Source organism: Peptoniphilaceae bacterium AMB_02, from assembly GCA_036321625.1.
GTDB classification, from domain to species: domain Bacteria; phylum Bacillota; class Clostridia; order Tissierellales; family Peptoniphilaceae; genus Microaceticoccus; species Microaceticoccus formicicus.
The window spans coordinates 266,285-280,333 of record CP143259.1 but is presented as its reverse complement, the minus strand read 5'-3'; the positions used below and the strand labels follow the sequence as shown (position 1 = coordinate 280,333).

Sequence of the window (14,049 nt, the reverse complement as noted above, 5' to 3'; positions counted from 1 at the left end):
ATTGATATCTATCTTTTTATTCCCTTTTATTTCTACTATTCGACTATATCATGACCGCCAAACTCATTTCTTAAAGATGCGAGTAATTTGCCTGCGAAGGTGTCGCTTTCCAGACTTCTATTACGCATCATCAGTGACAATGCTATAACAGGGGCAGGCACTTCAAGGTCAAGTGCAGTTTCTACAGTCCACTTTCCTTCTCCGGATGCGTGTACGATTCCCTGTAATCCTTCCATATCAGGATTTTTAGACAGTGCAGATCCCGCAAGTTCAACTAGCCAGCTTCTTATTACTGAGCCATTATTCCAAAGTTTGGATATTTTTTCCAGGTCCAAATCATATCTTGATTTATAAAGTAGTTCATAGCCTTCAGCTATGGCTTGCATCATGCCGTATTCAATACCATTGTGAATCATCTTTACATAATGTCCACTTCCTGCTTCCACCTGTGTACAGACTTCCACCCTCCACGGATATTTTTTCAAATACAGTTTCAAGCATTTTATATACTTCGAAGTCTCCTCCTATCATCGTGCAGGCTCCATGTCTTGCGCCCCTTGGTCCACCACTGGTTCCACAGTCTAAAAAGTCTATTCCCTTTTCTTTCAAACTCTTGTATCTTCTAATGCTATCATTAAAGTTAGAGTTTCCGGCATCGATAATGATATCTTCCTTATTTAATTCAGGAAGTATTTTTTCTATTGTCTCATCCACTATTATTCCCGATGGAGTCATGAGGAATATTATCTTTTTGTTCTCAAAAGATTTCAAAAATTCACTTAGTTCAGAATATGCTCCTATGCCATAATCAGCTGCTTTAGCTACCTCAGAGCTGTTTATGTCATATCCATAAACTGTATATCCGTTATCCTTTAGATTACAAGCAAGCCCATAACCCATCTTGCCCAGTCCAATTACACCTATTTCCATATAATTAACTCCCTTCTCCTACAAGAATATATTTAGTATCAATGCCATACAAAGCCCGGTAACTCCTATGATGGTTTCCATAACAGTCCAGGATTTAAGAGTGTCTTTTTCATTTATACCAAAATATCTATTCACTAGCCAAAAACCACTGTCATTTACATGTGATAATGCTGTTGAACCTGAAGCAATTGCTACTACGATAAGTGCAGGTTCTACATTAAAATTAACAAGCAGAGGCGCAATTATTGCACCTGCAGTAGTCATTGCAACTGTTGCTGATCCTGCAGCTACTCTAACTACCAATGCTATCAAAAACGCCAGTATTATTGGAGACATAGAGTACTGAGACAGTGCTTCTGCAAGCGTCTTTCCAATTCCGCTGTCTACCAATACCTGCTTAAATACTCCACCGGCTCCGGTAACAAGTATAATCATACCGGTCGAAGTCAGAGCGGCAGATGCTACATCTTGTACCTGTTGAGCGGATAATCCTTTAAACTTACCTAAAATATAGAACGATAAGATGCATGCAAGAGTTAGAGCAAAGAATGGGTGTCCAACAAAGTTAAGGAATGTTCTCATTCCACCTTCAGGTAAAAATGCTGATGCTACAGTATTTAAAAGAATTAAAACTATAGGTACCATTATCAAAGCAAAAATAGTTCCAAATCCAGGTAAATCACTATCTTTTACCTCAATTACGGTATTATCTATGTCCATGTAATCGGGTACATCAGCTTTAATCTTAGTTCCAATGTAATTACCAAAAACAGGTCCTGCCAATATTGCAGCCGGTATACCAGCCACGATACCAATAAGTATGACTTTACCTAAGTCTGCTCCTACTAAATTTGCAACCAAAATCGGTCCCGGTGTTGGCGGTACAAATGCATGAGTTACAGCTAGTCCCGCTAGTAGCGGAATTCCGTAGATTAAAGTTGATTTCTTTGTCTCTTTTGCAAGTGCATATACCAGTGGTACCAGGATAATAAAACCTACATCAAAGAATACAGGTATTGATACTAAAAATCCTGAAATTACCATTGCCCATGGAGATTTATCAACTCCAAAAGCGTTTATAAAAGTCCTGGCAAGTCTTTCAGCTCCTCCGGAAATCTCGAGCATTTTTCCAAACATTGCTCCCAATCCGACAACTGTTGCTATAAATCCTAATGTACCTCCCATGCCGTTTTGAATACTTCCCATTATGGTGGATACATCCATACCTGAAATAAGTCCCATGAAAATACTTACTACTAGAAGTGAAACAAAAGCATGAAGCTTCACTTTCATAACCAAAAACAATAACAATCCTACTGACACTACGAGTAACAGTGCCATCATTCCAGCATTAGACATTACGAACCTCCTAAAATTATTTTTTTTGTATTTCTGATAGTTTTACCAAAATCTCAGTGTTTGTATCTATTGATTGTTTATAGAGTTCATACATTAATTCATCAGTATCATTTATCCCACCTTTATAAACCTTTGGCTTTTCAAAATGATTTTCACAATCACTCCAATTTTTTATTACTCCAAACGCTTTCAAACCTACTAAAAAGGCACCGAAGCAGGCTGCATCTCCCTGATCTAAAACATCTACTTCATAACCAAGAACAGATGATAGTCTTTCAATCCAGAACTTAGACTTCGTAAATCCGCCATTTGCATAGATTTTTTTGATTTCCTTATGTTTGTCTTTTAATAGCTCGAAAACATCTTTTATTGAAAAGCATATTCCTTGAATCGTAGAATAGAGAAAATCGGTCTCTGTATGACTGTGGTTAATTCCAAGATATGCTCCTCTAAGTTTGGGATTCCAATAGGGTGCTCTTTCTCCGTTTAGAAATGGTAGAAAGAGTAGTCCATTATCATCTTTGTCATATTCTTTGAAAACATCATCTAGCACAAAATCACTTCCAAAGACTTCTTTGAACCATGCAAATACGACACCTCCATTGTTAAGAGCGCCACCGGATACATAAAAATCATCGTCCATTGCATAAGAAAAAAGTCTTGCATTCTCATCTATAATCGGCTTTTTGGTTACGATACGAACTGCTGCACTTGTTCCAATAGTTACAACCGCATTACCTTCGTCAAGTCCTCTAGAGCCCAAGTTGGCTAAGCAACCATCACTTGCCCCCATAACTACGAGAGTTTCGTCATTAAGACCAAGACTCTTCTTCACTTCCGGAAGTATCTCCGCTTTAAAAGTAGTTGGAACCGGTTTAGACAATCTTTCGTCAGTAATACCGACCTCATCCAGAGCTTTAATTTCCCATTTTAAATTGTGGATATTGAATAAACCCGTAGCCGATGCAATCGAATAGTCTACATAGTATTGTCCGGTAAGTTTTTTAACCAGATATTCCTTTATTGATATAAACTTTTTGGCAGAATTGAATATCTCTGGCTGTTTATCTTTGAGCCACATCAACTTATAAAGCGGAGACATAGGATGAATTGGCGTTCCGGTTAGTTCATATATTTTATATCCCACGCCATTTTGGATATACTTCTTAGCGTATTCTTCGCTCCTATTATCAGACCATATAATAATATTTGTTAAATTATTCCCGTAATCGTCTACAGCAATTAGACTATGCATATACGAAGATAAGGAAATAAATTTAATCAGTTTTCCTTTCTCAGCAGAGTATTTTGCAAGCTCCAGTATAGCCTCAGTTGCAAACGATATCACTTCGTTCACGCTTTGCTCCATGTAACCGGGTTGAGAACTAAGTGTTTTCGGATTAAGCGCAACTTCTCTTTGAACTGTACCTTTTTCATCATAAAGAATACCTTTTATAGTAGTAGTACCGATATCAAGAGTCATATAATACATTTTATCACCTCCATCCTAATCTTGAATATTATTTTCTTATATTATACTATATTAGTTTTTTAGTGTCAATCACGGAAATTATTTTCTCTTTGATATGGTTGTCAATATGTATTTTATTGTGAGAAATTGTTAAATTGATTAAGTATTATGATTTCCGCTTTAATAAATCTGTTTTATTAAGTATAATAATGATAGAGATATCATTGTTGATATATTCTAAAGCTACGCTATTTGAAATACGGAGATGATTTTATGGAAACCAATACATTAGATATCATAAAAGAAAAATATTCAAGTTTAAATAAAGCTCAAAAATTAGTTGCTCAATATATTTTGGATACACCCGGAAAAGCTGTCAACATGAATATATCCGAATTGTCTAATACAGTTGGAGTTAGTGAGAGTACGATTTTTAGATTTGCTAATTCGCTCGGATATACCGGTTTTCAACAATTTAAAATTAACTTGGCTCGCAGCATTACCAAGCCGCTTCACAATATCTACAGCGAAGTGTCTGCCGGGGAAGAATCTTATATTATTATGCAAAAACTTTACTCAGGATATGCATACTCACTACAGGAAACCATAAAACTAAATACTGATGAATCTTTTCAGCTTGCAGTTAACAAAATGAAAAGAGCGAATAAAGTTTTCCTCTTCGGTATGGGAGGATCCTATTCTTTTGCAAGAGATGCAGAGCACAAATTTATCCGTAATGGTATCGACTGTGTTTCAAACTCCGATATTCACTGGATAAGCATGAATATTGCACTGGCAAGAAAAGATGATGTAGTCATAGTATTTTCGAGTTCTGGAAAAAACAAGGACCTGATAGAAGCTATGGATTTAGCTAAGGAAAAGGGACTCTTTATCGTCTCAATAACCGCAAACCCTAATTCTATCATATCTAAAAAATCGGATGTATCACTTATATCATTTGGTAGAGAATACGCTATTAGAAGTGAAGCCTTTGAAGCTAGAATCAGCACACTATTTATAATAGATACTCTGTATCTGCTTTTGGCAACTATCGATGAAAAATCGGAAGATGAAACTGTAAAGAACCTATTAAAAATAAGAGAAGCCGTCTCAAGAAGAAGAAACGAATAAAATAATAAATGGTATGTCTGATTAATGAATTAGGGCACATGCTAAACACTCATATGAAGTAATATATTTGGTATTTAATCTATAAATACTCGGCTTCATTTTATCAAATACGCAAAAAACGGACGAAAAATTAGTCGTCCGTTTTATTTATATTTTAGCTTTTAACTATTTTTTACAATCCAACATTCTCCATATCATATCTATATCAATCAGAAGCACTATAATTTAAAGTTAACTATTTTCCCTTCATCAAGTACTCTAAATGCTAAAGATTCAGTGATGAATAAGGTTACGGTTTCTGCATCATCCCATTCGTATCCGACCGAGAAGTCTTGTCCAACAGTCAATTCTAAATCATCATCTTTATGAGGTATCATTACAGCACCTTCTACAACTTTAGATCGAATAACTTTTCCTTCAATTAGTTTTTCCACTAGTCTTAATAAATGGCTGCCCTGGTAGATCTGATTTAATCTATCATAAGCTTCTGGTGAGACAAAAAGATCATAAGGTGGTAGTACATAAGAATTAAATAATTTGTATCTTGCGTTACCAATATTTTTTAAAATTGTATTGGCTTCCTTCCCAAATGTCATTTGATGCTCGGCAGCTTCACTTAATCCAACCATACCTGCAGGTTCATAACCATTAAATATCAAGTTTTCTTCGAATAAAGCAAGTTGCTCTGCAGCTTCTTCAAGAGCGTCCAAATCTATATCCTTAGCTCCTCTTTCTATATTATCGAGCTCCCATTTATTTAATACGAAGGTCCTTCTTGCTTCCACCAATCTTTGAAGTCTATACGTACCAGTCGATACCCCATCCTCATTTTCTTCAAGGACATCTAATCTACCTTCCGGTACAGCGTTGTAATCCCAACCTTTAGGACCATGTAGTTTTAATCCCATTCTTGCTGACAATATCGATTTTATAACATCAACTGCAGTTTCATCTATCTCTTGCCATGCAAGCTCACTTATAGGGGCAATTCTTCTTTTTAATATATCCATTTACTCCCTCCTTTACAGCTCTCCGATTCCCAAATCCTCAGAGCTTTGACTTTCTTCTGCTGATTCTCCCTGCTCTTCTACTTCTAAAATATTCTCCTCGGTAAATAAATAAGTCTTTAGTTGCTCATCCCAACCGTACATATTTCTCCTGAGCCATTCTAAGGTCATAGCAGCATGTTCCATCTCTTCAATAGCATTATGCTTCATAATTTCTTTTAGTTCTTCGTCATTAGAAGCTGCAACTCTTTGATGATACCAATCGACCGCTTCTATCTCTTCCTTCAATGAATTAAGAGCTCTAACAAAGTTTTTGTCTTCTTCGCTTAGTAAGTTAATATCCTCATGATAGTCTGATGCCATATAATTCTCCTTTCACTCTTAGCAGTATCTATTATGATTCTAAGTCTACACTATTATTTTACCCCATCGACGATTTTGTAAACTAAAGATACACTTGAGCCTTTATGATTCTAAAAAAATAAAGCCTCCACTACCGGGAGACTTTATCTTTATTATCTATTTTTTATTTTTAGTTTTCTTAACTCGCCTTTTAATCTTATGGGAACTCGTCTGCTTTCTATCGCTTTTTGAATTGCTTTATTATGCGTCCAAGGCATTAAGACTCTTCTGTTAAGATAAGAAATGGTTTCATCATAGTTTTTTGCAAGAGCAGTTGCAAAATACCAAGCAATCATCATATTGATATAGTACTCTTCCGATCTGATTTTGGAGACTATCTCTATGGCTTCAGGTTTGAACTCTTCATCTAAAAAATGAGTCATTAGCATACCTATACCATATCTTACCACGTAAGTATCGCCTGAATTTACCCACTCCAAAGCTTTATCATAGATGATCCCTTTATGTTTCTTAAATATTTTGGGTGAAAATATATCGCATGTTGACCAATTATCAACATAGGGTAAAAATTCATCCGTTTTTCTTATAGCTAAATCAACATCGTCGATAAGTTCTATTAAAAAGCCATGTAAATTATTCTCCTCATAATATTTATGTGGAAGCACATTTAAATATTCTTCTGCCAAGCCCGGATTCTCTTTGCTTATATTGATGGCCAATTTTCTGGTAAGAGGAACTCTAACTCCAATTATTAAACTTTCATCTAAATTGGGTATCAGATTTTTTGTAAAGTCTCTATAACCCGGTTCAGCAAGTTCAAAAAGTTTCTTTCTAATCTCATCCAAATTTTTCATTTCCACACCCACATTCTTTTTTATTTAATCTGTGATATATTTAATTTTAGCATAAACAAGGTGTAAAAATCTGTTTTTATTTTACTGATATGGACTTTCTTTTAAGTTCTTTATCTCATAACTGAGCATTACTATAAAATATATAGCATAAATTGCAGCTAGAAGGATAATCATTGAAATCATGATTGGAGAATATATTCCTTCATAAGACTTCCAGGTCCACTTAAATATTGGTTTTTGATTATTAAAAAACATACCAAATGCTGCAAAAAATATAATCATTGATAATAAATATATATAGGTTCTTCTTCTCATCTTAAGATCGGATATACTACTTTCAACATCGGTAAATAACTTAAACTCTCCATCAGCAGCCAATTTTTCCACAATTAAGATTTCTCTATTTATCATGCCTGATGAGGTAGCAAATCTACCGGTTCCCCTTGCATATGGCCTAAACTTTACTCTACCTATGGATACTTGTCCTAAGTTTATCTGTAGATTCCAAAAATCGTAATTAGCATCCTTTAGAAATGATTCATACTCTAGCCTCTCATCATTTGACATATACCCTATATACTGTGCTTTATACTCGTATTTACAATCTGTTTCAACAAATTCGTACACCGTTCCCATTCCTGAAATTGAATTGAGTTTGTAGCCTTTATCTCCCATTCTATTTAGCCATTTCTCTCTAGATTCAATAGGATTAAAAAATATTCTAAATTTTTTCATTTACAATCACCCCTTTATGCTTAGCTATCCTCAATACATCCTGCATTCTTTTGATCTCAAATTGTAAATTTGCCATGCCCTTTTCGGTGATCTGATATTCTTTCCTTCTATCCACTTCATCAACGCGTTTAATCCAGCCCTTTTTAGCCAGTGTATTAATCGCACCATATAGTGTCCCCGGACCAAATACAACTCTTCCTTCAGTCGCCTCTTCAACATACTGCATTACTCCATATCCATGATTGGGTTCCGTCATTGAAAGGAGTATGAGAAATACCGTTTCTGTTAAAGGGGATTCTATAACCATTTTCATACAATTCACCTCTATTACGTTTAACGTAATACTATTATATCGCACTGCGTACTACGTGTCAAGTAGTACAATGTAATAGTATTTGCAATAAAAAAAGACATTAGATCCGTTTAACTGTTCCAATGTCTTATTATGCCCTTTTTATAATTTCTATATAAGAGATTCTATCTTATGTTTTATTAGTTCTTTTACCTTTTCTCTATCTGTTATACAATAAGAAGTTATAAAACGCTGTACAAATTCATCTAATGAAGATATCATAGTCTTCTCAGTAAATGAGATTGCTTTTGCTTCAATATTAGGTGTAGTAAATATTGCGCTATGGTTTATTGCAAATTGGAGATGCATTCTCTTATCCATATGTTTGGTAATATATAGCTTATAATTTTCTACCTCATTTAAAAGCATTAATTGATTCTCCAACTGCTTTATAAAGATTTTTTTTGTGTATTCTATATTATCCAGATGCAGAAAAGATCCTTTATAAAATTTTGGTAATTTTTTACTTTCCGGATCAAGAAGATCATATGGTATTATTTCAATAAATTCTCTATTTTTTAGATTATCCATTAAACCTAATTTAAGTTCTTTTACTGTATTATAAGCAAATTCAAAAATCGTAGAATTTTCCTCTTTTAATATTTTTATAGGAAAGGAAATCAAAGAAAGCGAATCAGATATAAAATAGATATCGCTGTCACTTGTAAGTTGGTTTAAGTGCATATCCCAAAACTCATGTACTTTTTTTATGTCATAATGTTTCATTAAAGGCTCGCAAAGAGATAAAAATGATTTATATTCAGCTTCAATAGCCGCAATTGCTTTTTTATTTTCCAGATATATATTTAGGTTTTCTTCTACGGAATTGTGAATATTATTACTGATTACCGCAGCCAATCCGGGTGCTATAAACCTGGTTGTATTGATAATACCATCTCTAATCCCCGGACAGTACCATGCCTCAATTCTTCCGGACATATACAATTGCATCCAAACATTTAATGATGCTTGCATATCTCCATATCTTCTATCAATATCATGTATTATTGTAATTGTATTTCCTTTCTTTAAAGCTTCAGACATAAGTTTGTACCACTTTTAAAATAAGAAGGATCAACTATCCAGTCAAATACCTCATCGCTATACAAATATAAATGATGAATATCATTCGAATCAATTACGCTATTTAAGAATCTCGATACAACTTTTTGTTTACCTTTTAACCCGTAATAAAAATTACTTGTTGGGTATTCAAAATCATAATTCAATTTATCATCTGATTCATCGGGGATAGATTCTATCTTTTTAAGATAATCATCGACATTAGAGAGATTTTGACTGCTTATCAACCATTTCTCAACTTCTTTTTTTATTTCTTCTATCTCAAGTATCTCATCGTCGAATCCTACTGCCAGCATCAATAATTCCATTTGATAAGGTTTATGAATTCTGTTTGTCAAATAATCTACAATTTGTGTTAAATAATTCTGTTTCTTGGGCAGTTTTCTTTTTCCTGTACGTAACCGACTTATATATGAATTATCCAATGAACAAGCTCTTGCTAAACTATTATTTGTAGTATTGGTAAGTTTCATTAAAAAATTTAATTTAGAATCAAACATAATGTCTCCTTTTAGATTTAGCATGCCACTTATATTATAACACTTTACCAGCTTTTTAACAAACAAATAGATATTTAACCATTTATGAATAGTGGCTAAATTATTTGTTTAATCTAACTTCTCAACTTTAATTGCCTTCGCCTTTGTTCTTATCCACCATAAATATACTAAGCCTTTATAAATTTATTCTTCCATTATAAATATATATCTCTCTTATACCCAATGCCAAATAGGGTAGTCTACAATTTAGTGTACTATTCAAGTTATTTATATAATGATACCAATCACATTTCTTGTTTATTTAATTTTTATAGTATTTATCTTACTGTATTTAATTAATTCAGTATATGATTATTTTTTAATATCTTTAGTTTGACCCTACTATTTTTGCCCCAAAAAAACCGGATCATCATGATGACCCGGTTTGAACTCATTTAATTTTCTATAAATTTATGCTTGTAACCATGTAAGTCTAATAATTTTTCGGCTTCTTCTCTTAGGGCTACTCCATCTATCTTGTGTCTTTCATTTATAAATTTATCATAGACTTCAGGTTTATCTACTACGAGTTTCTTTACTGATTCTCCTGTTAATGCTCCATCTACTTCCATTTTGTGTATGGTCTTAAACTTAAGTTCGCTACCGGTTTTAGTGTATTCTAAGACAAGATACTCGCCAACTGCAGCACTCTTTCCTTCGAGCTCATTGTTGTCCCAAAGTACGAACCAAGAATAATTGTTAATAGTGTATAGTTTTAGGACATTTTCGTCTTCATAACTGTCTACAACTTCAGGATATACTATCAAAAACTCACCATTTTTTTGCCTAGTTTTAAGATTTTCTTGATAAAGTGCATCGTATGCCATTTTTTGATATTTTTCTTCGAATTCTTGCTTTTGTTCTACCGGAATGAATACTGAGGATCCTTCAGAGTTGGACAGGTTTTTTATTTGAGTAGCTATTATTTTATCATCCATTTTCATATAGGATATTGATAATTCATCTTTTAGATTAATTTTGTCAGGTCCTATTTTTCTATCATGCATGCTATTAATTATAGCGTGGTCATATTTATCAAATCTTATATCCCCTTCTTTTGTATCCAAAATCAAATAGGCTTTATTATGATCTACTTCTTTAACTACTCCCATCGCAGTCAAATTTTCCTCAACTATTCTGGGTATATCTGATTCCTTAGTGTTTTCAGATGCTTCTTGATTATCTGATTTAAGGTCTTTAACTTCCTTTTCTTCTTTCTGTTCTTTTTTGTCATCTTCTTCGATTTTTATTACCATTTCCTCAGAATTCTTAACTTTTTCTTTTTCTGCTGTTTCAGAAGCATTGCTTTTAGGTTGACATGCGGTTAGCATAAGTAATGCAGTAAGTATAATTATTTTTTTCATACACCCTCCCCGATTTAATATTATAGTCATTATATCACTTAAAAACCCCTTGATTACGTACAGTTTTGTAAGAAAACTCGCTTATTAAACCGGATTAAAATACCCGGAGTTACCAAATGCACTCCGGGCTTAAATAATTCATTAAATTTTTTAAAAGAATACTCCCCTAACAAATATAATTATCAAAACAATCGGGATTAAAAACATTACTAGAGGTTTCCACCATGCCATAACTCTATACGATCCTGCTCCAACATTGGCATCTTCTTTAAATCTGTTGAATTTCCAGATAAAAGCAGTATACAGTGACAGTACGATTGCTCCAAGCGGCATCAATATATTACCCGATAGAAAATCGGCGAAGTCGAAAAAGTTTTTACCAAGTATGGTTATATTCGCCCATGGTCCATGAGCCATTATAGTTGGGAATCCAACTACAAATATTGCTGCTAGTCCAACCCATGTAGCTTTTTTTCGCTCAATACCGAATATATCCACTATGGTAGTAAGTATTGGCTCAAAGTAACCGATTGCAGATAATAATGCTGCAAAGAATACCAGTAGGAAGAATATTGTACCGAAGAATACTCCTCCCGGAAGTTTGTCAAATAGATTTGACATGGTTACAAACAAAAGTTTACTTCCTTGTCCCGGTTCAAGACCAAGTGCAAATATTGCAGGAAACATTACAAATCCCGCCAATATTGCAGCTGAGGTATCCGCTGCAACTACCAATAGGGCATCCCCGGGTATATTGGTATCTCTTTCGAGATAAGATCCGTATATAAAACCTCCTCCACTGGCAATTCCAATGGAGAAAAATGCCTGACCAAGTGCTAAAAGGAAAGTTTGTCCCGTTATTTTAGAAAAATCTAAATTCATATACCATTTAACACCTTCCATTGCGCCGGGAAGAGTTATCGACCTTACAACCAGTATTAATAGCATTATAAATAATGCGGGCATAAGTATATTACAAGCTTTTTCTATACCTTCTTTAATACCTCTGGCTGATATAAAACCTATGATAAGAGTACAAATAATTGTAAAAATCCCAAGCTGCATAGGATTCGTAGTAAAGTCGGTAAATGCCTGTTCGTAACCACCGGCCGGTAGTCCGGACAAAGCTCCCGTTATCATCTTAACAACATATGCTGCTAACCAACCCATTATTTGGATATAGTAGGTAAGTATGAAAAATGCTGCTATTACACCAAACCATCCAAATGATACCCATGGACTTCCTTTTTTCGTGAGTTTCCTCATCCCCACTACAGGACTTGCTTGAGCCAATCTTCCAAGTGTTATTTCCATCGTAAACAGTGGTATACCTATCAATAAGCATATAACCAAATATATAAGTACAAAAGCTCCACCACCCTGGGTTCCTACTAAATAAGGGAACCTCCACATATTACCTAAACCAATTGCGAAACCCGCAGCTGCCATTATAAATGCAAAACGACTACCCCAAGATTCTCTATTTTTTTCCATACTATACCTCCTATTTTAGGATAAAAAGAGTCGATATAACAGAATATATCGACTCTTCTCCTATATTTTATTTGAATTGGGTTGCCTCAGTTATTTCGGTAGCTAATGCGTTTACCGCTCTTTCTACCATTTCATCTCTAAGTGCTTTTTCATCTTCAGTATTAAGTGTCGGATTTCCGACTGGATATGGAATCGCAATAGTTGGAACAATTCTATTTGCACCGACTGATTCGGATATTGTAGTTATAGTAGCCAAATGTACTATAGGAATCCCATATCTTTCTATTTCTTTAACCATTGTTGCTCCGCAACGTGTACAAGTACCTCAGGTTGAAGTTAAAAGTACACCGTCCACTCCGGCTTCCTTAAGTTCTTTCCCGATTTCTCTACCGAATTTTTCAGAATTTTCTACTGATGTTCCGGTACCTGTTGTCGTATAGAAGTATTTATAAACCTTTCCTATGACACCTTCTTTTTCGAGTCTCTTAAGTTCATCCAGTGGTGCAACTCTATCCGGAAACTCATTTGCATAGACAGGGTCATACCCACCATGTACAGTATAGTAAGTACCTTTTAATTCATCTATGGCATCAACATCGTACTTGCCCCATTTCTGAGCAGATGCAGATTGAATCCTATCCGGGTTACCGTTTGGTACAATACCGCCACTAGTGACAAGCGCAATTGTAGCATTAGATAAGTCTTTGATAGCATCTGCCGGATCTACCTTATCAAACTCAGGCATTGGAAGCTCTGTAACAAACTCCTCATTATTAAGTCTTTTCAAAAGCATTTCAATCGCTCTATCCGAACCTCTTTTATCCGAAAATACAGTCAGTCTCTTTCCCTGTGCGAAATATCCGTCAACTGAGGGCTTAACTTCCTCACCATTAAGGACTTTGTTGGCAATTGCAGCCATAACAGGTAGAGCTTTCCTCATAGCTGTTGCAGCATTTCCGGTTGGAACTACATAGGCATGTTTTTTGGATTCCTCAACACCCGGGTTTTCTTCGTACATACCTGAAACAACAGGAACACCTACAGAATCAAAATACTCTGCAACTCCAGCACAAGCCATACCATATCTACCAGCATTAAATGCAGGTCCTGCAACTACTAAATCCGGTTTGTGCTCTTCATTAATAGCTTCTAGAAACTTAACAGCTTCATCCTTATTTTCATTAAAGTAATTGTCTCCACAAATAATGGTTCCAAGTACTTTGACATCATCTTTCAATTCTTTTTCAAATCCCATAGAAGGTCCGACTACTCCCTCTCTGAACTCAGGAGCAACATGGGCCATTTCTTCTCCCCCGATTTGACCGAAGAACTGATTTATATAATAAATTACTTTTTTATCAGCCATT

The 14,049-nt window shown here is 34.7% G+C and carries 15 protein-coding genes; 1 reads left to right on the top strand and 14 read right to left on the bottom strand.

Going from position 1 to position 14,049, the window contains the following annotated elements; all coding sequences use genetic code 11:
- Nucleotides 1-35: 35 nt before the first annotated feature.
- Genes VZL98_01285 through VZL98_01270 form a run of 4 tightly spaced genes read right to left on the bottom strand, consistent with a single transcriptional unit; the run spans nucleotide 36 to nucleotide 3,781 of the window.
- Nucleotides 36-416, bottom strand: a complete 381-nt coding sequence (locus tag VZL98_01285) for a hypothetical protein (protein ID WVH63618.1) — start codon at nucleotides 414-416, stop codon at nucleotides 36-38.
- On the bottom strand, nucleotides 397-930 hold the full coding sequence (locus tag VZL98_01280) for a prephenate dehydrogenase/arogenate dehydrogenase family protein (protein WVH63617.1): 534 nt from the start codon (nucleotides 928-930) through the stop codon (nucleotides 397-399). Before VZL98_01280 ends, VZL98_01285 begins: the two co-directional genes overlap by 20 nt.
- 18 nt (nucleotides 931-948) lie before the next feature.
- Complete coding sequence (locus VZL98_01275) at nucleotides 949-2,289, bottom strand: gluconate:H+ symporter (GenBank protein WVH63616.1); 1,341 nt, start codon at nucleotides 2,287-2,289, stop codon at nucleotides 949-951.
- Nucleotides 2,290-2,305: 16 nt separating this feature from the next.
- On the bottom strand, nucleotides 2,306-3,781 hold the full coding sequence (locus tag VZL98_01270) for a gluconokinase (GenBank protein WVH63615.1): 1,476 nt from the start codon (nucleotides 3,779-3,781) through the stop codon (nucleotides 2,306-2,308).
- Between the two features lie 252 nt (nucleotides 3,782-4,033).
- Here VZL98_01270 and VZL98_01265 point away from each other — a divergent pair, with 252 nt between their 5' ends.
- Nucleotides 4,034-4,891, top strand: a complete 858-nt coding sequence (locus VZL98_01265) for a MurR/RpiR family transcriptional regulator (GenBank protein WVH63614.1) — start codon at nucleotides 4,034-4,036, stop codon at nucleotides 4,889-4,891.
- A gap of 218 nt (nucleotides 4,892-5,109) precedes the next feature.
- Here the strand turns inward: VZL98_01265 and VZL98_01260 are convergent, their stop codons facing one another.
- The 10 genes from VZL98_01260 to VZL98_01215 form a co-directional block, all read right to left on the bottom strand.
- Nucleotides 5,110-5,901, bottom strand: a complete 792-nt coding sequence (locus tag VZL98_01260; protein ID WVH63613.1) for a family 1 encapsulin nanocompartment shell protein — start codon at nucleotides 5,899-5,901, stop codon at nucleotides 5,110-5,112.
- Between the two features lie 12 nt (nucleotides 5,902-5,913).
- Nucleotides 5,914-6,261, bottom strand: coding sequence for a ferritin-like domain-containing protein (locus VZL98_01255; protein ID WVH63612.1), 348 nt, complete (start codon nucleotides 6,259-6,261; stop codon nucleotides 5,914-5,916).
- Between the two features lie 152 nt (nucleotides 6,262-6,413).
- Nucleotides 6,414-7,115: a DNA alkylation repair protein gene (locus VZL98_01250; GenBank protein WVH63611.1), complete on the bottom strand. Its 702-nt coding sequence runs from the start codon at nucleotides 7,113-7,115 to the stop codon at nucleotides 6,414-6,416.
- An 81-nt stretch (nucleotides 7,116-7,196) separates the two neighbouring features.
- Nucleotides 7,197-7,850 carry a DUF2812 domain-containing protein gene (locus tag VZL98_01245; protein ID WVH63610.1) on the bottom strand — a complete coding sequence of 218 codons (654 nt, stop codon included), beginning with the start codon at nucleotides 7,848-7,850 and terminating at the stop codon, nucleotides 7,197-7,199.
- Nucleotides 7,837-8,163 (bottom strand): PadR family transcriptional regulator, encoded by a 327-nt coding sequence (locus VZL98_01240; GenBank protein WVH63609.1) that lies wholly within the window; start codon nucleotides 8,161-8,163, stop codon nucleotides 7,837-7,839. The genes VZL98_01245 and VZL98_01240 overlap by 14 nt, the downstream gene beginning before the upstream one ends.
- Nucleotides 8,164-8,313: 150 nt before the next feature.
- Nucleotides 8,314-9,246, bottom strand: coding sequence for a hypothetical protein (locus VZL98_01235; protein ID WVH63608.1), 933 nt, complete (start codon nucleotides 9,244-9,246; stop codon nucleotides 8,314-8,316).
- Nucleotides 9,231-9,785, bottom strand: coding sequence for a hypothetical protein (locus VZL98_01230; GenBank protein WVH63607.1), 555 nt, complete (start codon nucleotides 9,783-9,785; stop codon nucleotides 9,231-9,233). The genes VZL98_01235 and VZL98_01230 overlap by 16 nt, the downstream gene beginning before the upstream one ends.
- 434 nt (nucleotides 9,786-10,219) lie before the next feature.
- The gene (locus tag VZL98_01225) at nucleotides 10,220-11,188 is read right to left on the bottom strand and encodes a hypothetical protein (GenBank protein ID WVH63606.1); all 969 of its coding nucleotides are present in this window, start codon (nucleotides 11,186-11,188) and stop codon (nucleotides 10,220-10,222) included.
- A gap of 150 nt (nucleotides 11,189-11,338) precedes the next feature.
- Nucleotides 11,339-12,682: a sodium-dependent transporter gene (locus VZL98_01220; protein WVH63605.1), complete on the bottom strand. Its 1,344-nt coding sequence runs from the start codon at nucleotides 12,680-12,682 to the stop codon at nucleotides 11,339-11,341.
- Between the two features lie 67 nt (nucleotides 12,683-12,749).
- On the bottom strand, nucleotides 12,750-14,048 hold the full coding sequence (locus VZL98_01215; GenBank protein ID WVH63604.1) for a glycine/betaine/sarcosine/D-proline family reductase selenoprotein B: 1,299 nt from the start codon (nucleotides 14,046-14,048) through the stop codon (nucleotides 12,750-12,752).
- Between the last annotated feature and the right edge of the window lies 1 nt (nucleotide 14,049).